At 39.4% G+C, this 21,725-nt stretch carries 15 protein-coding genes and 2 riboswitches; of the genes, 1 reads left to right on the top strand and 14 read right to left on the bottom strand.

The window, feature by feature from the left end:
* Positions 1 to 14: 14 nt before the first annotated feature.
* The 11 genes from MT489_RS10495 to MT489_RS10445 all read right to left on the bottom strand — a co-directional run bounded on the left by MT489_RS10495 (position 15) and on the right by MT489_RS10445 (position 16,080).
* A complete protein-coding gene (locus tag MT489_RS10495; protein WP_244681505.1) occupies positions 15 to 1,523 on the bottom strand; it encodes a DUF1846 domain-containing protein in 1,509 nt (502 codons plus the stop codon).
* Positions 1,524 to 2,309: 786 nt separating this feature from the next.
* Positions 2,310 to 2,912, bottom strand: coding sequence for a DNA-directed RNA polymerase subunit delta (rpoE, locus tag MT489_RS10490; protein WP_382316245.1), 603 nt, complete (start codon positions 2,910 to 2,912; stop codon positions 2,310 to 2,312).
* 203 nt (positions 2,913 to 3,115) lie between these two features.
* Positions 3,116 to 6,358 (bottom strand): fused isobutyryl-CoA mutase/GTPase IcmF, encoded by a 3,243-nt coding sequence (gene icmF / locus MT489_RS10485; RefSeq protein ID WP_244681503.1) that lies wholly within the window; start codon positions 6,356 to 6,358, stop codon positions 3,116 to 3,118.
* A gap of 11 nt (positions 6,359 to 6,369) precedes the next feature.
* A complete protein-coding gene (locus MT489_RS10480; RefSeq protein ID WP_244681502.1) occupies positions 6,370 to 7,002 on the bottom strand; it encodes a TetR/AcrR family transcriptional regulator in 633 nt (210 codons plus the stop codon).
* A gap of 65 nt (positions 7,003 to 7,067) precedes the next feature.
* Positions 7,068 to 8,204 (bottom strand): acyl-CoA dehydrogenase, encoded by a 1,137-nt coding sequence (locus MT489_RS10475; protein WP_244681501.1) that lies wholly within the window; start codon positions 8,202 to 8,204, stop codon positions 7,068 to 7,070.
* Between the two features lie 70 nt (positions 8,205 to 8,274).
* Positions 8,275 to 9,411, bottom strand: coding sequence for an acyl-CoA dehydrogenase (locus MT489_RS10470; protein ID WP_244681500.1), 1,137 nt, complete (start codon positions 9,409 to 9,411; stop codon positions 8,275 to 8,277).
* Between the two features lie 24 nt (positions 9,412 to 9,435).
* Positions 9,436 to 10,287: a 3-hydroxybutyryl-CoA dehydrogenase gene (locus MT489_RS10465; protein ID WP_244681499.1), complete on the bottom strand. Its 852-nt coding sequence runs from the start codon at positions 10,285 to 10,287 to the stop codon at positions 9,436 to 9,438.
* Positions 10,288 to 11,484 carry an acetyl-CoA C-acetyltransferase gene (locus MT489_RS10460; protein ID WP_244681498.1) on the bottom strand — a complete coding sequence of 399 codons (1,197 nt, stop codon included), beginning with the start codon at positions 11,482 to 11,484 and terminating at the stop codon, positions 10,288 to 10,290. It abuts the gene before it with no gap.
* A gap of 131 nt (positions 11,485 to 11,615) precedes the next feature.
* Positions 11,616 to 13,727 (bottom strand): (Fe-S)-binding protein, encoded by a 2,112-nt coding sequence (locus MT489_RS10455; RefSeq protein WP_244681497.1) that lies wholly within the window; start codon positions 13,725 to 13,727, stop codon positions 11,616 to 11,618.
* 208 nt (positions 13,728 to 13,935) lie between these two features.
* The gene (locus MT489_RS10450; RefSeq protein WP_244681496.1) at positions 13,936 to 15,678 is read right to left on the bottom strand and encodes a methyl-accepting chemotaxis protein; all 1,743 of its coding nucleotides are present in this window, start codon (positions 15,676 to 15,678) and stop codon (positions 13,936 to 13,938) included.
* Between the two features lie 66 nt (positions 15,679 to 15,744).
* Positions 15,745 to 16,080 carry a hypothetical protein gene (locus MT489_RS10445; RefSeq protein ID WP_244681495.1) on the bottom strand — a complete coding sequence of 112 codons (336 nt, stop codon included), beginning with the start codon at positions 16,078 to 16,080 and terminating at the stop codon, positions 15,745 to 15,747.
* A gap of 265 nt (positions 16,081 to 16,345) precedes the next feature.
* Positions 16,346 to 16,435, bottom strand: a riboswitch (cyclic di-GMP riboswitch).
* Between the two features lie 171 nt (positions 16,436 to 16,606).
* Here MT489_RS10445 and MT489_RS10440 point away from each other — a divergent pair.
* Positions 16,607 to 17,545: a nuclease-related domain-containing protein gene (locus tag MT489_RS10440; protein WP_244681494.1), complete on the top strand. Its 939-nt coding sequence runs from the start codon at positions 16,607 to 16,609 to the stop codon at positions 17,543 to 17,545.
* A 508-nt stretch (positions 17,546 to 18,053) separates the two neighbouring features.
* On the opposite strand, the gene MT489_RS10435 is transcribed toward MT489_RS10440, so the two are convergent.
* From MT489_RS10435 to MT489_RS10425, 3 genes are read right to left on the bottom strand one after another with little or no spacing between them, the layout of a single operon-like run.
* Positions 18,054 to 19,337, bottom strand: a complete 1,284-nt coding sequence (locus tag MT489_RS10435) for an ABC transporter ATP-binding protein (protein ID WP_244681493.1) — start codon at positions 19,335 to 19,337, stop codon at positions 18,054 to 18,056.
* A 3-nt stretch (positions 19,338 to 19,340) separates the two neighbouring features.
* A complete protein-coding gene (locus MT489_RS10430) occupies positions 19,341 to 20,387 on the bottom strand; it encodes a FecCD family ABC transporter permease (RefSeq protein WP_244681492.1) in 1,047 nt (348 codons plus the stop codon).
* A complete protein-coding gene (locus MT489_RS10425; RefSeq protein WP_244681491.1) occupies positions 20,350 to 21,342 on the bottom strand; it encodes an ABC transporter substrate-binding protein in 993 nt (330 codons plus the stop codon). The genes MT489_RS10430 and MT489_RS10425 overlap by 38 nt, the downstream gene beginning before the upstream one ends.
* A 191-nt stretch (positions 21,343 to 21,533) precedes the next feature.
* A riboswitch (cobalamin riboswitch) is annotated at positions 21,534 to 21,718 on the bottom strand.
* Positions 21,719 to 21,725 lie beyond the last annotated feature (7 nt).

Here is a 21,725-nt window from a genome sequence, read left to right as displayed (position 1 = left end):
GTTGCAATTATTAATTAATTATAATACAGATTGTCTGTTGGGTATACCGGGTCATTGGTGATATCGATGCCAAGTTTTTTCAGGGTCTGTTCGTTTTCTCTGTTCAAAATGACCGTAGAATGAGCTTGTGCGGCTTTTAAATTCGGCAGTTGCTGATAAGCGAGCTGAGCAGTAGGATTGGTGACTGCACTGATTGCCAATGCAATCAACAATTCGTTTGCACTTAATGTCGGTACTCTACTGTTTAGATCATCCGTTTTTAAACGCTGGATGGTTTGCAAGATCATCGGTGTCAAAAGATCAATTTCATCTGCTATATTAGCGAGTAACTTCAATCCATTCAGAATTGCCGCTGCCGAAGCATCCATTAGTTTTGTAGTTCGTCCAGTAATGATCTCGCCATTTGGCAGTTCGATCGCAATCACTGCCTGCAGATTCGTGCTGCCAATCCTATCCTGCACTGTTATTGCATAGTTGCGTGCTGCCAACACTGGTACCCGATCTTCTTTTTTTAAGTCGCTTTCTTCTAAAATCACTTGCATACGCCGAAGAGTATCTTCATCCGCTGATCCTTTTTTATATTCGTTTTCTACAGCGAAACTACGCCGGATGATTTCTTGCTTTGCTGCTTCCCGTACGACTTGATCATCTATGATACCCGACTTAAGGCGATTGACACCCATATCGGTTGGCGATTGATAAACGGATTCTTTACCCGTGATTTTTTCAATAATCCGTTTGATGACCGGGAACGTTTCGATATCGCGATTGTAATTGACCGCCACTTCTCCGTAAGCTTCATAGTGGTAGTTGTCGATCATATTCACGTCTTTCAAATCCACAGTAGCGGCTTCATAAGCAATATTCACAGGATGCTTCAATGGCAAGTTCCAAACGGGAAACGTTTCAAACTTGGCATAGCCTATATTGTTTCCTAATTCATGTTCGTGGTACATTTGGTTTAAACAAGTCGCAAGCTTTCCGCTTGCCGGTCCAGGCCCAGTTACAACTATGATCGGCTTAGTCGTTTTAATATAAGGGTTCTTTGCAAATCCTTCCTCGCCGATGATCGCTTCCACATTTGTCGGGTAACCTTCAATAGCGCGATGAGTGTAAACGTTGATACCGCTCCGTTCCAGCTTCGCCATGAACACTTTGGCATTCGGCTGCTCTTGGTAACGTGTAATCAAGACACTGTTAACAGATATGCCGTATCCGCGATATTCATCGATCAATCGCAAGACATCTTGGTCATAAGTGATCCCGTAATCTTCGCGTATCTTTTTCCGCTCTATGTCACTTGCATACACGCAGATAATGATCTCCGCTTTCTCTTTCAGTGTAGCCAGCAACTTCATCTTTGCATCTTCGTCAAATCCCGGCAAAACACGCTTGGCATGTTTGTCGCCGATCAATTTGCCGCCGAACTCCAAGTAAAGCTTATCATAGTGTTGTACCCGTTCAAGGATATAGGAAGATTGTTCTTCCAAGTATTTCTCTGAATCAAATCCAACTTTTTTCATCTTTCTTCCGCTCGCTTTCGAATGTGAATAACAAATTCCCCATCTTTTGTATGATAGACTATAGTTCCATCTTTGGTATCTTTATCGGAAACTCATTTTCCTCTTTGCTAACATTACAGCTATATTGGCTATCTAAGCCACATTTTCACCTCAGATAGTCAGATCACTTTGATTGCATTTTTAATATACTTTTTCAAAAGTTCTTGAAAGACAGTTGTAATGAGATGTAAAAAACAATGACCCAGCCAATGATGGCAATACTCGGGATTCATCTCAGCCTATTAACAAGCCAGCATTGGTAAAGCAAAGATACACGACTATTTATCCCCCTTTTGATCACATAAACATAGTTGTATAATCATGGCTTATTTTTGATTGTGTTAAGAAGTCCATAAAAAATGCCCTTTGTAAAAAGGCATCTCAACATTTTATACTTGTACCTCAATGTTATGGCATCGTTTTTTTAGTTCCGTAAAAAAATTCTCTTTTATCTCTTGTGAAATTTTTATACTTCCCATAAATGTTGTTTTATTGATAAAAGAAAACGAAGAAGCAATACTGAGAACCACAATCAAAATAAAATTAACAAAAAACCATATTCGCACCCCCGAATAATTATATACGGGTTATTTTGACATCACATATGATTCCTCAATTTGTAGATTCCTAACAAAAATAAAAAACGCCCCCACACAAACGTAAGGGAGCGTGAAATAATTTTCTTCAGTCCTTTTTCAAGGAGCCCAAATAAAATTCTACATACTCATGGATAGTAAGTCAAGAGGATTATTCTTCTTCTTCCTCTTCCTCTACATCCTCTTCTTCATCATCTAATTCGAGGTCTTCAACCTCATCTTCTATCTCAAGTTCTTCTTCATCATCTTCTATTTCATAATCATCTTCTATTAATTCATCTTCTTCAAATTCGTCTTCTTCCTCGCGAAGAGCTTCAAGACTTTCATCTTCTTCTTCATCAAGTTCGTCGATATCGTCAAACTCTTCTTCTTCATCAAGGTCATAGTCAAGATCTTCATCTTCAAGATCTAAATCTTCATCATCCAAGTCTAATTTAGCCTTTTTCTTCTTCTTCGGTTTTACAGGCGTAATAACTTCTTCATCAATCTGATCGATAGGATACCACTCACGTAGCCCCCAACGATTTTCTCCTAACGTTAAAAAGCGTCCATCTACATTCAAATCTGTATAAAATTGTAGCATTCGCTGAGTTTTCTCTTCTTCTGACAGTTCAAGATAATTTGCAATTTCTTCAACGAGATCTTTGAAAAAAATTGCTTCTCTTTTCTCTTCAAAGATATGTTCAGCAATTTCAATAAAAGACATTTCTTTCAATTCTTCTTTGGACAATTGCAATAAACTCAAAAACCGCACATCCCTTCACTCTGTTTACTAAAACCAAGCACCATTATGTTGCTTGTTAAATGTTGTTGCTAGACTCTAAAAGTCTAGATTAAAAATAATAAGTTCATAAACTAAAAATCCATACTCACCATTATAAACAAATTGTTTTCATTTATGCCACTGTTTTCGCCAAATATTAAATGTTTTATTCTAATAAAGCTGTTTTTTTATGTTTACATGTTTCGGCGGTACTTTCCACCTACTTTGTAAAGAGCATATGTGATTTGTCCGAGACTCGCCACTTTCGTTGTTTCCATCAGTTCGGCAAATATATTTCCTCCATTAATGGCTGTTTCTTTTAAATTAGTAAGGGCTTGTTCTACTTTGTCTTTATTTTTCTGTTGGAAGGATTGTAAGTTTTTAATTTGCGTTTCTTTTTCTTCCCTTGAAGCACGGGCGAGTTGGATGTTGTTCATTTCTTCCTCTGAAGGTGGATTCGGATTTAAGTACGTATTGACCCCAATAATTGGGAGTCTCCCCGAATGCTTTAACATTTCATAATACATGGATTCCTCTTGAATTTTACCGCGCTGATATTGAGTTTCCATTGCACCTAACACCCCGCCACGATCATTAAGCCGCTCAAATTCTTGTAATACGGCCTCTTCAACCAAATCCGTCAGTTCTTCAATGATAAACGAACCTTGTAGTGGGTTTTCATTTTTCGATAAACCATGTTCTTTCGTTATGATCATTTGTATTGCCATAGCACGGCGAACCGATTCTTCAGTTGGGGTCGTAATTGCTTCATCATACGCGTTTGTGTGAAGGGAATTACAATTATCTTGGAGAGCCATTAATGCTTGCAACGTCGTACGGATATCATTAAAATCTATTTCCTGAGCATGAAGAGAGCGCCCTGATGTTTGAATATGATATTTCAATTTTTGACTACGCTCATCCGCTCCATATTTATCACGCATGACTATTGCCCATATTCTTCTAGCCACTCTGCCAATAACTGTATACTCAGAATCCAGACCGTTCGAGAAAAAGAACGAAAGATTTGGAGCAAAATCATTAATATCCATTCCACGACTTAAATAATATTCTACATATGTGAATCCGTTCGCGAGAGTAAAAGCCAGCTGCGAAATAGGATTTGCCCCTGCCTCTGCAATATGATAACCAGAAATCGAAACGGAGTAGTAATTCCGGATTTGGTGATCAATAAAATACTGCTGGATGTCACCCATCATTCGCAGAGCAAATTCAGTAGAGAAAATGCACGTATTCTGTCCTTGCTCTTCCTTTAAAATATCAGCCTGAACCGTTCCTCTTACTGTTTCTAAAGTTTGAGCCTTAACTTCGGCATATTCTACGCTTGTTAGTTCCCTGCCTAAATCATTTGTTTTGATTTCCGTTTGTTGCGCAATAGCTGTATTTAAAAACATCGCTAAAATAATCGGTGCTGGTCCATTAATCGTCATTGATACGGATGTCGTAGGAGAGCAAAGGTCGAATCCATCATACAGTTTCTTCATATCATCGAGAGTGCAAATACTCACTCCGCTCTCCCCCACTTTTCCATAAATATCAGGCCTGTAATCCGGATCTTCACCGTACAAAGTAACTGAATCGAAAGCTGTACTCAATCGTTTTGCATCATCATCCTTTGATAAATAGTGAAAACGACGATTCGTCCGTTCAGGAGTACCTTCTCCCGCAAATTGTCGTTTAGGATCTTCACCTTGCCGTTTAAATGGAAAAACACCAGCTGTGTAGGGAAAGGAGCCTGGAACATTTTCTTTATACACCCATTTTAAAATTTCCCCGTAATCTTTGTATTTCGGAAGAGCTACTTTTGGAATAGATAGACCAGATAAGGTTCGAACTTTTAATTCAGTAGTAATTTCACGATTGCGTATTTTTGTCGTGAACTGGTCAGCTGCGTATTTTTCTTTTAAAGCATCCCATTGTCCAAGAATGTTAATTGAAGCTGGGGAAAGTTGAACTTTTGTTGTTTCCTTTAATTTCTCTAGTTCTTCTATGACGTTTGGTGTCACATCACTTTCTTTTGCAGTTGCAATCGCCCCATCAAGTTGAAAAAGCTTACGTGCTAGTTTCACTTGCACTTCTATTTGTTTGTGATAATTGCGCACAGTATCGACAATTTCACGTAAGTAATGCTGGCGATTAACAGGAATGATAATGTCTCTTTTTTCACTAACTTCTATTTGTTTTTCAGAAAAGTTCCATTTTGTACCGGTTTTTTCATTTATTTTTCCAACTAGTGCAGCAAACACTGCGTTTGTTCCTGGATCATTAAATTGGCTGGCGATTGTACCATACACAGGCATCGATTCGAGATCATGTTCGAATAGCAGATGGCTGCGCTGGTATTGCTTCCTTACTTGATTTCTAGCATCCTCTGATCCTTTTCGCTCAAATTTATTAATGACAATGAGGTCTGCATAGTCAATCATGTCAATTTTTTCAAGCTGAGAAGGGGCTCCAAATTCGCTCGTCATTACGTACATCGAAATATCACTAATTTGGCTTATTTCCGCATCACCCTGGCCAATGCCACTCGTTTCAACAACTACGAGATCCACACCAGCGGCTTTCACGATGTGAATTGCATCTTGGATCGCATTGGATACTTCACTTTTCGAACCTCGCGTCGCTAAGCTTCTCATATATACATTTGGCGAGAAGATAGCATTCATTCTAATCCTGTCGCCTAAAAGTGCTCCACCTGTTTTTTGTTTTGTCGGATCTATTGATAGAATGGCTACTCTTTTATCGGGAAATTCATTGATAAATCTGCGGATTAATTCGTCTGTAAGTGAGCTTTTACCCGCTCCCCCTGTCCCCGTTATCCCAAGTACAGGAGCATTTCCCGCATTGTCTTTTACTTTTTCAAAAATGCTAGCAAAAGACTCTCTATTATTTTCAGCTAAAGTAATTAATTTGGCGGCTGACTGCATATTTCCATCAAGCAGATGTTTAACTTCATTTTCGAGGGACTGAATAGGAGCCTCTAAATCACATTCTTTAAGCATAATATTGATCATGCCTTGTAGACCGTGGATCCGTCCATCTTCGGGAGAAAAAATCCTTGCGATTCCATATTCATGAAGTTCTTTTATTTCACGTGGAATGATGACACCGCCGCCTCCACCATAAATCCGGATATGCGAGGCACCTTTTTCAACGAGTAAATCGTACATATATTTAAAATACTCGACATGACCACCTTGATAAGAAGATATAGCAATACCTTGGACATCCTCTTGAATAGCTGCATTGACCACTTCTTCAACAGATCGATTATGACCAAGATGAATGACTTCAGCACCACTTGCCTGTAATATTCTCCTCATTATATTTATGGAGGCATCATGTCCATCAAATAAGCTGGATGCAGTTATGAATCGGACATGATTCTTTGGTTTGTAAAGTTCAGCAGTCACGTTAACCCCTCCTATTTCGTTTCGTAGCCTTGAATTCCTGAAAAAAGCAATTCAATTTGGAGTGTTATATAGTCCTCAATAGAATATAATTTTTTAAAAGCCCAACGACGGAAACCCCACATTTGGCCTTGAACAAAGATGTTATGTGCGAGTAAATGTTGATGCTCTTTTCCTATATTCAATTCTCCATTCTCCACACAGCGGTTAATCAATCTTTCGAACATCGAGACCATTTCCAATTCCTTTTTTAAGACGTATGGAATTGCTTCTTGAGAAAGTGCTTTTGCCTCTTGGTACATGACAAGTACTTCATCTTGCATATCGTCGATTAATTTAAAATAATGTCTTATCCCAAGCTTAAGGCTTTCGAGAGTTCCTTGACCGAGGTCGATGCTGCTTAAACGTTCGCTCACTTCATCATAAATACTATCGCAAACAAGATAGAGGACATCTTCTTTCGTTCTGATATATTCATACAACGTCCCAATACTAAAACCGGATGCTTTGGCAATTTCTCTTGTCGTTGTTCGATGGAAACCCTTTTCTTTAAAAAGTGATACTGCTCCGTGAATCATCTGGGCGCGACGTTTCTTAATGAGGCTTTCATCTTTTACGGAAGCTTGAACCTCCCTTTTCTGCTCCACTTCCTTCTTCACCTTCCTTCTATTAAAAATGCGTAAGTGTTAGCGGCTAATATTTTTATGACTATTTATTTCGTTAACATTCGGGAAATAACGAGACGTTGAATTTCCTGAGTACCTTCGTATATTTGAGTTATTTTCGCATCCCTCATATAACGCTCTACAGGGTAATCCTTTGTATAGCCGTAGCCACCAAAAATCTGTACGGCTTCAGTCGTCACTTTCATTGCTGTATCGCCTGCCATCAATTTAGACATTGCGGATTCTTTTCCATATGGCAGTCCCATTGATTCTAACCATGCCGCTTGATAAGTGAGAAGGCGCGATGCTTCAATAGAAGTCGCCATATCCGCAAGTTTGAAAGAAATTCCTTGGTTTTCGACGATTGGCTTTCCGAATTGTTTTCTTTCCTTTGCATAGGCTATGGCGGCATCTAACGCTCCTTGGGCAATCCCAACTGCTTGTGCAGCAATCCCGTTACGACCACCGTCAAGTGTCATCATGGCAATTTTAAAACCTTGCCCAATTTCACCGAGGACATTTTCAGCAGGAACTTTACAGTCTTCAAAAATGATTTCAGTAGTTGGTGAAGAACGTATCCCTAGTTTTTTCTCTTTTTTTCCAACGGTGAAGCCTTCAAAATCTTTTTCTATTATAAAGGCGGTCGTACTACGTTTGTCATTCGGATTCGTTAAGGCAAAAACAATATAAAAGTCTGCGATGCCACCATTTGTAATGAAAATTTTTGACCCGTTCAAAATATAATGGGCTCCGTCAAGACGGGCCGTAGTTCTCATTCCACCTGCATCTGAGCCAGATCCAGGTTCTGTAAGGCCATAAGCACCTATTTTTGATCCTTCAGCCATTGAGCGTAAGTACTTTTGCTTCTGTTCTTCCGTTCCAAACTTAAATAAGGGCCAGCAAGCGAGTGATGTATGGGCTGAAAGAGTGACACCGGTTGATGCACATACTCGAGAAAGTTCCTCAACCGCGATACAGTACGCTAAATAGTCGCTTCCAATCCCACCATATTCCTCCGGCCACGGAATCCCAGTTAATCCGAGTTCAGCCATTTTCACAAATATATCCATATCAAACCGTTCTTCTTCATCTCTCTCCGCCGCAGTTGGTGCCACTTCATTCTCAGCAAAATCTCGGACCATCTTCCTAATCATTTCATGCTCTTCACTTAGTCGAAAATTCATCTTTTGTTCCTCCTAACCTGTCCCTTTGGGGACTGTCCCCAAAGGGACAGCTCCAAAGGGGACAGGTTCATTATTTAAGTAGATGTTTTGCTATGACGATGCGTTGGATTTCGCTTGTGCCTTCATATATTTCAGTGATTTTAGCGTCTCGGAAGTAACGTTCGACTGGGTAGTCCTTCGTATAGCCGTAGCCGCCAAACACTTGAAGTGCTTCTGTTGCCACTTCAACCGCTGTTTTCGATGCGAACATTTTTGCCATTGAAGCTTCTTTGGCGCACTGGATTCCTTTTCCCCACAAATCGGCAGCTTGGTACACTAGAAGACGCGAACTTTCAACAGCTGTAGCCATATCAGAAAGTTTAAAGGCAATACCCTGTTGCTCTGCAATTGGCTTTCCGAATTGTTTTCGTTCGCCAGAATATTTCACAGCTGCTTCAAAAGCCGCTTCAGCAATTCCGAGTGCCTGTGCAGCTATACCAATCCTGCCGATATTTAAATTGGAAAGTGCAATTTTAAATCCTTCGCCTTCTTCACCAAGTCTGTTATCGACTGGCACTGAAGCATCTTCAAATGTTAATTGAACCGTTCTTGATCCGTGGAGTCCCATTTTATTCTCGTCTTTTCCTATGATTAAACCTGGTGTATCTTTTTCTACTATAAATGAGGTTACTCCTCTACTTCCCGCACTCGGATCTGTAACGGCAAACACAATATACAGGTCGGCTTCACCGCCATTCGAAACGAAGGCCTTTGTTCCATTTAGTCTGTAATGGTCATCAACTCGTGTCGCTCTAGTTTTTATATTGGCAGCATCAGATCCTGCATTTGGTTCTGTAAGCGAAAAAGCTCCTAGATATGCCCCGCTTGCAAGTTTTGAAACATATTTTCGTTTTTGTTCCTCCGTTCCAAAGTAAACAATCGGATTTGTACCGACAGAAGTATGGACGGATAATATAACGCCCAATGTCGCGCTTACTTTTGATATTTCATGAATGGCAATAATATAGGAGGTAAAATCCATTTCTGAACCTCCATATTTTTCTGGAACAGTAATGCCCATTAACCCGAGAGGTCCCATCTTTTTTAAAACCTCACGTGGAAATTCTCCAGCTTCCATTTTTTCAACATAAGGAGCAATTTCCTTCTCAGCAAAATCACGAACCATATTCCTCATCATCAACTGTTCTTCAGTAAATTGAAATCTCATAGCAGACCTCCTGGATTCAAGGAATTAGTCGTATGTGTAAAAACCACGTCCCGTTTTTTTACCGAGCCAACCTGCCTTCACGTATTTTCTTAAAAGTGGACAAGGACGATATTTATCATCGCCAAAGCCTTCATGCAATGTCTCCATAATGTAAAGACATGTATCTAATCCAATGAAATCAGCTAGGGTTAGCGGTCCCATCGGATGGTTCATCCCGAGCTTCAGCACTTCATCAATTGCTTCCTTCGTTGCAACACCTTCATATAGAGTGTAGATGGCTTCATTGATCATAGGCATGAGTACACGATTCGAGACGAATCCTGGAAAATCATTTACTTCAACCGGAACTTTTCCTAGAACTTTAGCCATCCTTTCAATTGTTTCGTATACTTCATCACCCGTTGCCAGCCCGCGAATAATTTCAACGAGTTTCATAACTGGAACGGGGTTCATAAAATGCATGCCTATTACTTTTTCAGGTCTTGATGTTGCTGCAGCAATTTCCGTAATCGGAAGTGAAGATGTATTGGAAGCGAGAATTGTATGTTCTGGCGCAATACCATCCAATTTCGCAAATATCGCCTTTTTCACGTCCATGTTTTCCGTAGCTGCTTCAATGACGATATCTACGTTTTCTGCATCGTTTAAATCAGTGGAACGGATTAGATTTTCTATCGCATTCGCTTTCTCTATTTCTGTCATTCTTCCTTTTTCTACCTGGCGGTTCAAATTTTTCTCAATAATATTGCATCCTTTTGCCACTAGTTCATCTTTCAAGTCATTCAAGAAGACTTTGTATCCTGCTGTTGCACATACTTGAGCAATTCCTGACCCCATTTGGCCCGCACCCACGACCATCACTGTTTTAATTACCACTTAAGCTTCCACCACCTTTGGCACTTCGATTAAGACTGCATCACCTTGCCCACCGCCGGAACAAATGGACGCTATACCGAGTCCGCCTCCGCGTCGCCTTAGTTCATAAGCTAAAGTTAATATAATTCTCGCACCACTAGCTCCGATTGGGTGGCCAAGCGCGATGGCACCACCATTCACATTCACCTTTTCGGCAGGGAGACCAGCAATTTTATTACTAGCCATTGCTACCGCAGCAAAAGCTTCATTGATTTCAAAAAGATCAATTTCCTCTATCGTTTTCCCGCATTTTTTTAAAAGTTCATTAATGACAAGCCCAGGAGTTTGTGGAAAATCCTTCGCTTCCACTGCTACTTCAGCAGTCCCGATAATGTAGGCAAGTGGTTGCTTTCCTTCCTTATTGGCACGTTCTTCACTCATTAACACGAGAGCCGCAGCACCATCATTAACCCCAGGTGCGTTTCCCGCAGTAATCGTTCCGTCTTGGTCAAAAACGGGTCTTAGCTTTGCCAGTTTTTCAAGTGTCGTATCCTTACGTGGTGCCTCGTCATCCTTTATGACTAAAGCGTCCCCTTTTCTTTGTGGAATTTGTACTTCAACAATCTCCTCCGCTAATTTCCCTGACTCCATTGCTTTTACCGCTCTTTCCTGGCTTCTAAATGCCCATTCATCTTGATCTTCCCTCGTAATCTCGAAATCTCTCGCTGTCTGATTTCCATAAGTCCCCATATGAACACCTGTAAACGAACATGTAAGACCATCGTGAGTGAGTAGGTCGATTAATGTAGCATCGCCCATTTTGTATCCCCATCTTGCGTGAGGCAACATATAGGGAGCATTTGACATGGATTCCATTCCACCAGCCACAATCACTTCTTCGTCTCCTAATCGAATGATTTGATCAGCAAGTGTTACGGCTCTCATTCCTGAGGCACATACTTTATTTATTGTTTCTGTTTTAACATTCCAAGGGATTCCCGCTTCGCGTGCTGCCTGTCTTGAAGGTAATTGTCCTTGCCCACCTTGTAAAACAGTTCCTAATATGACTTCCTGTATTTCATCCGGCTTTACTTCCGCTCGCTCCAACGCTTCTCTTATTGCTATACTGCCTAGTTTTGAAGCTGACAATGAACTAAGAGCTCCTCCAAATTTCCCAAAAGGGGTACGTGCACCAGCAAGAATGACTGTTTTCGCCATAAACCTTTCTCCTTTCCAAAAGAAATTAGTAAACGCTTACAACAACTTCGACTGAACGCTCGCTCAATTCCAGATTTAAGAGTAGCGCTTCAACTCATATTGAAGCGCTGACCTTTTATATAATTGGAACTCTATGAAACTAGTTCTGCTTCTTCACCAAAAACCGCTTTTTCCAATAGTTCTGCCACATCATATGTTTTTACAGTGTCTTCTACTTCCTTCGCTTTCGTACCATCTGAAAGCATCGTCAAACAATAAGGACAACCCGAACTTATGATAGAAGGATTTACCTCAAGGGCCTGTTCAGTTCTAGCTACATTCACCCTCTGACCTGCATCCTCCTCCATCCACATTAGTCCTCCCCCAGCCCCACAGCACATCGCATTTTCTCGATGACGCTTAATTTCAACTAGCGTCACACCAGGAATGGATTTTAGGATTTCTCTCGGTGGATCATACACTTCGTTATATCGTCCTAGATAGCAAGAATCATGGAATGTTATTTTTTCATTAACTGCATAACGTGGTTGCAGACGTCCTTCTTTTACTAATTGGTCAAGGAGCTCGGTATGATGATAGACTTCAGCTTTGAAGCCGAAATCAGGGTATTCATTTTTAAAAATATTATATGCGTGCGGATCGATCGTTACGATTTTCTTCACGTCATTTTTTTCGAACTCGGCAATGTTAGCCGTTGCAAGTTCTTGGAATAAAAATTCATTTCCAAGACGGCGCGGCGTATCACCTGAGTTTTTTTCCTTATTTCCAAGTATGGCAAATGTTACGCCAGCTTCATTTAACAGTTTTGCAAAGGAGAGGGCAATTTTTTGACTACGATTATCGAAAGCACCCATCGATCCAACCCAGAATAAATATTCAAAGTCTTCTCCCGCTTTTTTCATTTCTTTAATCGTTGGAACAAATATATCTTCACGAGAATCACGCCAGTTTTCTTTTTCCTTGCGGTTTAACCCCCAAGGATTTCCTTGACGCTCAATGTTTTGCATCGCTCGTTGTGCATCTGGATTCATTTTTCCTTCTGTCAACACAAGATAACGGCGCATGTCGATAATATGACTTACATGCTTATTCATAACAGGGCATTGGTCTTCACAATTGCGGCAAGTTGTACAAGCCCATAATTCTTCTTCCGTAATGATTTCACCAATCATACTAGGTTCATAGTTTAGAGCAGCCGCTGCCTCTTCTGCTCCCTGCCCCCTAGCCGCTTTTGCAAGTTGGTTCCCGACTGTGCCTGCAAATGCAAAGGCTGGAACCCATGGCTGTTTTTGCGTGACAGCTGCCCCATAGTTCGTTAGGTGATCACGAAGTTTCGTCATAATGTCCATTGGGGAGAGCATTTTTCCAGTTCCTGAAGCAGGACACATATTCGTACAGCGTCCGCATTCTACACAAGCATATAAATCGACAAGCTGCAGATTAGTGAATTCACTAATTTTCCCGACACCGAAACTCTCCTGTGTTTCATCTTCAAAATCAATCGGCGCGAGCTTCTTCCCACCATCAAGTGGCTCAAGATAAACATTAGCTGGCCCTGCTATTAAATGCGCATGCTTTGATTGTGGCACATATACAAGGAATGCGAGTAAAAGAAGTAAATGAACCCACCAAGAAAAATAAAATACTACAGCTGCAGCTACTGGGCTCATCCAACTGAAAAGAGCAGCTATACTTGAAGCAACGGGCTCTGTCCATGTTAGGGAGTGTTCATGCCATATTATAGACATGCTATTTCCAAGTAAAACAGAAAGCATAAGACCACCGATAAAAATTAAAACAAGACTAGGGTAAAATCCACGCTTTAATCTGGCTAATTTTTCAATATAACGTCTGTAAAATGCCCATATAACCGCAACTAAAATGATGAGAGTGACAATTTCTTGGAAAGATTTGAAACCAGGGTAAAGAGGACCGAGAGGAAGGTGAGAACTTGGCGCAAGACCTTTCCAAATGAAATCAATCGCACCAAACTGTACAAGGATAAATCCGTAAAAAAACATAACATGAATTAAACCGCTTTTTTTATCTTTCAGCAATTTCTTTTGCCCAAATACGTTAATCCAAATGTTATTCAAACGCTTCTTTACATTATTATCAAACTCAGTTTTTTTTCCGAGTTTAATATACGTAATTCGCGTTCTGACCACGTATACGAACAAGGAAATTGCGTAAGCGGTTACAACTAGGAAAGCAAACCAATTTATCCAAAATAATTCTTTCATTATCGGCACTCCCTTCCGGCGTTATCCGAACTTTTATTACCTCCATTATATAATGAATGAGCATTCAGTCAAGACTGAAAATACTCTTATTAAGTATATGAAAAAAGTTCCGGGTATTTCCCCAGAACTTTCATGAATTTAAAGAAATCATAAGTATTTATATATATTAGACTAAGATTTAGCTCTCCAGTTAGAACTCTTTTAAAAATTACAATTTAAATTGACTAACATGGCGATTGAGTTGTTCCGCTAAAGCTGCAAGATCTTCTGCTCCTCTTGCGATTTCATCCATTGAACTACTTGATTGCTGAGCTGATGCGGCTGCCTGTTCTACCCCTGCCGCCGACTCTTCTGCTACAGCAGCCACTTCTTCTATCGATTTATTCATTTCACTGCTGTTTTCCGTTAGCTCTCTTAGATTTATAGAAATATCTTGCGCCTTGTTTACCATATCCGTAACAGACTCATTGATGTTTCCAAAGGTTTGCCCCGTTACTTTGATTTGATTTGTTCCATTTTCCACTTCTTCATAGCTAGATTGTAAGGAACTAACGGCATCATTAGATCCCTGAATAATTCTCTCTACAATATTTGTAATCTCACTAACTGAATCCGATACTTGCTCCGCTAGCTTACGTACTTCTGAAGCGACTACAGCAAAGCCTTTCCCTTGTTCGCCTGCTCTCGCTGCTTCAATAGCCGCGTTTAAAGATAAAAGATTTGTCTGTGCGGCAATTTCTTGAATAACATGAACGAGCTTGGATATTTCTTTCGTCTGTGTATTTAATCCTTGTACATTTTCAACCGCAGTCGTTACTTTTTGATGGATATTTTCCATTTGCTTAACAGATTGATCCATTAGGACTCTGCCCTCTTCTGTCATCGCCAATACTTCATAGGAAGTTTTTACTATATCTTCTCCATGCTTATTCGCTTCAACAATTTTAATATTAAAATTCTCCATCATTTCTGTAAGTTCCGTAGCGCTATGAGCTTGGGATTCCGCACCAGATGACAACTCTTGCATTGTGGAAGCAATTTGCTCTCCGCCTTCCCTTACTTCATTAGCAGATTGGGTGAATTCTTCACTTTGACTTGTAATCGTTTCAGACGCATTTGCAACATTTTGAATCATATCCTGTAGACGACTTTGCAGATGATTCATTGCGTTTGCAAGACGGCCAACCTCATCTTTTGATTTTATTTGAATATGTGCTTGACTTAAATATCCATTCGAAAGATGTTCCATATGTTCAGATACCATATTAATAGGCTTGGAAATGCGAGATGAGAAGACCCAAATGATCAGTAATCCTACTAGAATTGTGACTCCTATCACAAGCAAAACAACATTAAGAATTTGTTGTGCCGGTTTGTTGAAATCATACATGTATGTACCCGCTACGATTATCCAACCCCAATTAGGCTCGATTTTTGAATAAGTTACTTTGGATGCAATTTTATTTTGATTATTTGGAAGTGGCCAATCAAAATAAGTGAAGCCACCTCCATTGCTGCCTTTTTTAATTATTTCCTGAGTAGATTTTACACCACTTGAATCTACAGAATCCCAACTGTTCTGACCTTCTAACTTTGGATGGGCAACCTGGTTCCCTTCAGGATCTAACACGAACATATAGCCATTTTCACCTAAATCAAGATTCGGGTTTATCGCTCTTGTTCCATCAGTATTCTTTTCTCCCAAAATAGCAACTTTTACTTCCTCTTGTGCCTCTTCTAGGGATATATTTCCCTTTTCTACTTCTTTATTCAATGCTTCAACCATAGATATAGTCATCTCAACGCTGTTTTTTAAATTTGTTGAACCAAGATCATCTAAGCTTGAAGCGCTTTTATAATAAGCCAACGTACCCGTAATAATTAGTGGAATCGTTAATATTAAAAACGATATTGTAATTAATTTTGACTTTATGGAACTTAATAATTTCAACGTGGCACCTTCTCGATGTAAATTTTATAATGTGGTTTCAAAGTCTTAAGGAATAAAGTTTGCTAATTATAAGTTAATCCATCGCTCATAATTTTTCAGTGATAAATCAATGCTAACATGATGGTTTATTTGTTTATGATTTCTTAAATATTTTTGAAACTGTTTGACATCCTTAACAGCCTGCAAAAAAGGTATGTCTTTAAACTGATTTGTGCGATGATATTCCAAGTACTGAATTAAGATTTCTTCTTTTATAAATCCAAGATAATAAATATTTGTATGCTCATACAAGAAGTTGAAAATTCTTTCAAACGATTTAACGTTAGTAATATTCTGTTCCTCATCCAATTCAAATTGTGAAAGTAATAACTCATATCTTGAGCATTCGCGCATTGCTGACATCTAAGTCACAACCCCTTTTCTCTCTCTATCTATTAAAAATACTTTTCACCCTAGATTTCTTTTGCAAAGAAAAAATGATGTTCTTTTGAGAAAACTTGTAGGCTTTCATCGCTATGTAAAGTTGAGGAAGTTATAAACAGATTTGCGATATACCAATAAGTACTTAAAGCTAAATGAAGCTCTTATGCTTTTTATGCGTTAAAAAAAGCCATTCTAATAAAGAATAGCCAAATATAACTATTTCCTATGTGAAATAGTTAACTTTTTTGGTAGCCAGGCGATCATAGTTGTCTCTATAAACCTTAGACCCTTTGCTTTGCGTCCTGCCCTTTCGGAGAGTTTGCCTTTATCTAGGAAATATTAACCATTATATTTGGAGTATAAAACAAAATTCTCCAATATTCAACATTATTCTACAAAAGCAATTTAAGTGGATTACTTTTAAAGACCTTGCATATAAAGGTATTTTTTCCTATCATAGTTTTAAGTTAATCTATGTCAAAAAATAAAAGAAGGATGTGGTAAATTGTTTATTAAGACTCTACGGGAATCGAGGGAATTAATAGTTTATAAACTTTTAAATAGTCGTATGAAACTTAACTCTAAAAACAAATCGCAATTTTTACAGCTACTAAAAGGCTACGAAGGTGAAAAAGAATTTAATTCTTTATTAAAGGATTTAACCGGTGATTTCCTCATAATAAATGATGTCCTCCTCAACAAAAACAACTCTTTATTCCAAATAGACACCCAGCTCATATCTCAAAATACCATTTATCTATTCGATGTAAAAAATTACGAAGGCGATTTTTATATCAAAGAGGATAGATGGTATTCTATTGCGACTGGTAAGGAAATTCAAAATCCTTTGACTCAATTATCTAGATGTTCATCTTTATTTAGGCGTTATCTACAGGATTTAGGAATTAACAACTTTTTGGTTAAAGAAATCCTAATTTTTATTAACCCCGAGTTTACCCTTTACGAAGCTCCTCGTAACCAACCAATAGTTCTCCCTACCCAATTAAATCGATTTTTAAAAATGTTGGAGTCGACAACATCACAGCTTGGCGATAATCACTATAAGCTTGCGGAACAAATCACGTCAGACCATATCAAGGTTAACCCTTTTAGCCAAGTGCCGGATTATGAATATGAACAACTCAAAAAAGGAGTAACTTGTAAGTTATGCTACTCCTTTATGGTTCCTTTCAATATTAAGGAATTAATTTGCAAGAACTGTGGACGCGCGGAAGCGCTTGAATATGCCATACTTCGAAACGTTAAGGAATTTAGTATGCTATTCCCTGATATAAAAATTACAACAAAGATAATACACGAATGGTGTAAAGTGGATGTTTCCATGAAGACCATTAGAAGAATACTAGTAAAAAACTTAACTCGGAAATATCATGGAAGGTATTCGTATTACACATTTCCATCAGAAGAAAAAGGAAATAATTAATAGCTAAAAATCATGATCTATTTCTACCTACAAAATCGCAGTAGTAGTATGGAATTACAGTGGCTGCGATACTTTTTTGGAAATAGTTGTACGGTACAGTAGCTTTCATGGATAGCTACAACTGTTTTTATAGGCTACAAGCGCTTTAAACGCTTCAATCGGATAGTTACCGCGAATTTTCCATGGCTATCGGCACTTTGAACGCTCCAATCGGACAGTTACGGCAGTTTTTCCAGGTGCACCGGCACTTTGAACGCTCCAATTGGACAGATACGGCAGTTTTTCTAGGTGTACGGGCACTTTGAACGCTCCAATTGGACAGATACGGCAGTTTTTCCAGGTGCACTGGCACTTTGAACGCTCCAATTGGACAGATACGGCAGTTTTTCCAGGTGCACCGGCACTTTGAACGCTCCAATTGGACAGATACGGCAGTTTTTCCAGGTGCACTGGCACTTTGAACACTTCAATTGGAGAAGTAAAGCGATTTTTCCATAAACATCGGACTTTACACCAAATCATTGTTGCTTTTTAACTTTCCCACTATCTCCCTAACACCTTCCCGAATAAAATTACCTAGCATTTCTCCTTCAACAGGATTCCCTTGCTGAGTAGAGGCGATGACGATTCCGCCCGATCCACTTTTTCCAGTAGCAAGTGCCCGCGCTTCACTGGCGGCTATTATTCCTTGAAGGTATGCTTCGTCAGAAAGATTTCCGTTAACAAAGATGCATAAATTTACAACATCTTGCGTTCGTCCAACGGATGCTAGAATAAAAGTTTGCTCGTAGGTCTGGAAGTGAACTAGTTCGGGATTCGTTGCAGGCATTGCTACCGCGCTTTCCTTTTCATTAAACTCGTCGGAAAAGTACATAATAAATCTGGAGTGCCAACCTATTCCTGCGCCATTAGCAGATGCAGCCATCACTTTTAACGGGAATGGAGAAATTAACTCGGCAAAATCATCAGTAATTTCCAAAAATGACTCGTCTATTTTTATTGTGCTAACCTCTTCTTCTTCAGGAAGCAAAATCATTTGCGGTTTCGGAACTTTCGGATGTGGTTGAACTTCGAGAGTTGTTTTATACACTTCCCTAATCCGCTCTTCTTCTAAAACATCATCTGTTTTTCCTATTGCACTAATTTGGCCATCTTTTAGGAGCAGCAATCGATCACAATAAAGGCTAGCTAAATTTAAATCATGAAAAATTGAAACGACTGTCAATTCATGTTCCAGAGTCCATTTTTTTAATAAATCTAATAAATCTTTTTGAAACGATAAATCTAAATGATTTGTCGGCTCATCGAGTAACAGGACTTTTGGCTCCTGAGCAAGGGCTTGTGCAAGAAAAACTCGTTGACGTTCTCCACCCGAAAGCTCATTTAACAATTTGTCTTGAAAAATCTTCACTCCCGTTAAAGCCATTGCTTCATCAATTATTAGATCATCTTGAGAATCAGTACGCCCGAACAAGCCTCGTTGATGGGCATAGCGTCCTAACGAAACGGTTTCCCGTACCGTGTAGGCAAAAACTTCCGATGCTACTTGAGGTAATACTGCTGTAATTTTCGCCAATTCTTTAGTTGAGTAGTTTTGTAGTGGTTTCCCATTTATTAAAATTTCACCTTTATTAGGTGTTAACAATCCACTGATCATTTTCAATAATGTCGTTTTCCCGCTTCCATTCGGCCCTAAAATACCAAACAATTCGCCAGGCGCAGCTGAAAAAGTCACATTTTCCAAAACTCTAAAACCGGGATAGCCTCCATATAAACCTTTTACTTGAAGCATGTTCTATCCCCTTCTTTCCATTCGTCTTTTCACTAAAATGGCTGCAAAAGCGGGTGCTCCAATTAAGGCAGTGATAACACCAATGGGGAGTTCCGCTGGTTGAATTATCGTCCTCGCAACTAAATCAGCAAGTATAAGAAATCCTGCACCAACTAACATCGATAATGGCAGCAAATGCTTATGATCTGGACCGGAAAGCAGTCTGACAAAATGGGGAATAACGAGTCCGACAAAACCAATCGTTCCCGACACAGCAACTGCCGCACCAGTAAGCAAAGATCCTGCTAATAATATTGCAAGCTTACGTTTTTCCACATTGACACCAAGATGCTTTGCACGCTCTTCACCAAATGACATAGCATTTAATTCCCTTACGTTCATCATGAGGATTAACCCACCAATGATAAAGAAAGGAAGGATGATTCGTACATAACTCCAGCCGCGCATTGATACGCTGCCTAAGAGCCAGCCAATAATTTGTCTTAATTCTTCTCCAGAAAGTGCAATCATTAAAGACAATGCAGCACCAAGAAATGAACTAAATATGATTCCCGTTAAAATAATCGTCTCTACTTTCATAGAAGGCTCTATCGCTCTTGCAAAAAATAAAACGAGGAAAATAGTGATGAAGGAAGCCACTATGCTTATAAGAGGTAATGTAAATAACCCTATAAATGGCAGGGAAATTTGAAAAAATATAACTACGACAGCACCAACAGAAGCTCCAGATGAGACACCTAATGTATAAGGGTCAGCGAGTGGATTTCGTAGCAATCCTTGGAAAGCCGCTCCTGCAACAGCCAGAGAAGCTCCCACCAGACCAGCCAATACAACACGAGGAAGGCGAATGTTCATGACGATATTTGCCATGCGATCCGCCTCACTATTTTGATGTATTTGAAAAAAAATAGATACAATGTCTTTAAACGGCACATGCACAGCACCAATTGCGATTCCTAGAAAAATCGCCATTAGTAAAAATGCGCATGCACCCACGTATGAGACTAATTTTTTATTTCCCGAAAACGTCCGGGTAAATGGCTTTTGCAAGCTCCTCTACTCCTTCAACAATCCGCGGACCTGAACGACTTACAAGGTCCTCATTTACTAAATAAACTTGATTTTCTTTTACTGCCGTAATATCTTTCCAAGCTGCACGTTCCTTAATCTGCTCAGCAGCATTTTCAACATAGCCAACTGTTGTAATAATCGCATCTGGATTCATTTTGACTACCGCTTCTTCATTAATAGGAATCCAGCCTTCCTTGTCACTGACTGTATTTTTGGCATTGATGACTTCAAGCATTTCGTTCATAAACGTATTTTTTCCTGTTGTGTAAATCTCAGGTGCAGGAGAAACTTCAACAAATACTGTCTTTTGATCTTCTTCTGAAATGGAAGCTGCTTGTTTCTGAATGTCATCCAATTTTGCTTTCATATCTTGAATCAGTTGTTCTGATTCAGCTGTTTTCCCTGTTGCTTCACCAATCATTTCAATCGATTTATATACAGCATCAAAGCTTTGAGCATCATTTACGACAAGCACTGTAACTCCACTGTCTTTAAGCTGTTTAAGACCCGCTTCCCACAAAGTGGCGACTGATCCATGTGCAAGAACAAGATCCGGATTTAACGAAAGTATCTTTTCTACATTTAATTCCATGCCTGCTACTTTCTCTTTTGTAGCTGCCTCTTCTGGATAATTATCCAGTTCTGATACTCCTACCACTGCATCCCCTTCGCCTAAAGCATAGACGATTTCCGTATTACTTGGAATAAGTGAAACTATTTTTTCAGGTTTTTTCTCAATAACAACATCTGTATCACTTGCGTCTTTTATTGTAACTGGGAAGGCTTCTTCCGCTTTACTTGTATTTTCATCTCCCTGTTCTGAAACAGGTTGTTTGTTATTATCTTCATTTTGTGTGTTTCCATCTTTTCCGCATGCTGCTAAAACTCCAAAAACAAGCAAGATTGCAGCAAGTAAACCAAATAACTTTTTCATTTAATATGTTCCCCCTGAAAGTTTTTACTAAAGCTGTTTAAAAAATTTTAAACGCATAGCTCTTCTACGCAAGACCAAAGTCCAAGCTATGCCAATTAATAACACAAAAATAAAAAACATCCCCAAAACATGGAGATGTGCGTTTGCAATAAAAAACTGCCTTTTCTCCACCTCCCTATCCTCGTAGGTTTATTGGTGCAATGGTATCGGCAGGTCTCCTGGCTTATGATCATCGCTTACTGCCCCTTCCCATGCTAAAAGCACAGTGGTTTATGCAGCAAACTCCCAAATACAGTGGCGGGACCGCGTTGGATTTTAACCAACTTCCCTTTTCAGCTTCCCTATAAAAGGAAGCACCGATATCCAAGCTATGTATTTATAAG

Source organism: Lederbergia wuyishanensis (assembly GCF_022900255.1).
Classification (GTDB): domain Bacteria; phylum Bacillota; class Bacilli; order Bacillales; family Bacillaceae_C; genus Lederbergia; species Lederbergia wuyishanensis.
This window is presented reverse-complemented; position numbering and strand designations above follow the sequence as displayed.

Coding starts and splice junctions, on each gene's coding strand:
- MT489_RS10495 (WP_244681505.1), bottom strand. CDS start 1,523: ATGAAAAAAGTTGGATTTGATTCAGAGAAATACTTGGAAGAACAATCT.
- MT489_RS10475 (WP_244681501.1), bottom strand. CDS start 8,204: ATGAATTTTCGACTAAGTGAAGAGCATGAAATGATTAGGAAGATGGTC.
- MT489_RS10470 (WP_244681500.1), bottom strand. CDS start 9,411: ATGAGATTTCAATTTACTGAAGAACAGTTGATGATGAGGAATATGGTT.
- MT489_RS10460 (WP_244681498.1), bottom strand. CDS start 11,484: ATGGCGAAAACAGTCATTCTTGCTGGTGCACGTACCCCTTTTGGGAAA.
- MT489_RS10455 (WP_244681497.1), bottom strand. CDS start 13,727: ATGAAAGAATTATTTTGGATAAATTGGTTTGCTTTCCTAGTTGTAACC.
- MT489_RS10445 (WP_244681495.1), bottom strand. CDS start 16,080: ATGTCAGCAATGCGCGAATGCTCAAGATATGAGTTATTACTTTCACAA.
- MT489_RS10435 (WP_244681493.1), bottom strand. CDS start 19,337: ATGCTTCAAGTAAAAGGTTTATATGGAGGCTATCCCGGTTTTAGAGTT.
- MT489_RS10425 (WP_244681491.1), bottom strand. CDS start 21,342: ATGAAAAAGTTATTTGGTTTACTTGCTGCAATCTTGCTTGTTTTTGGA.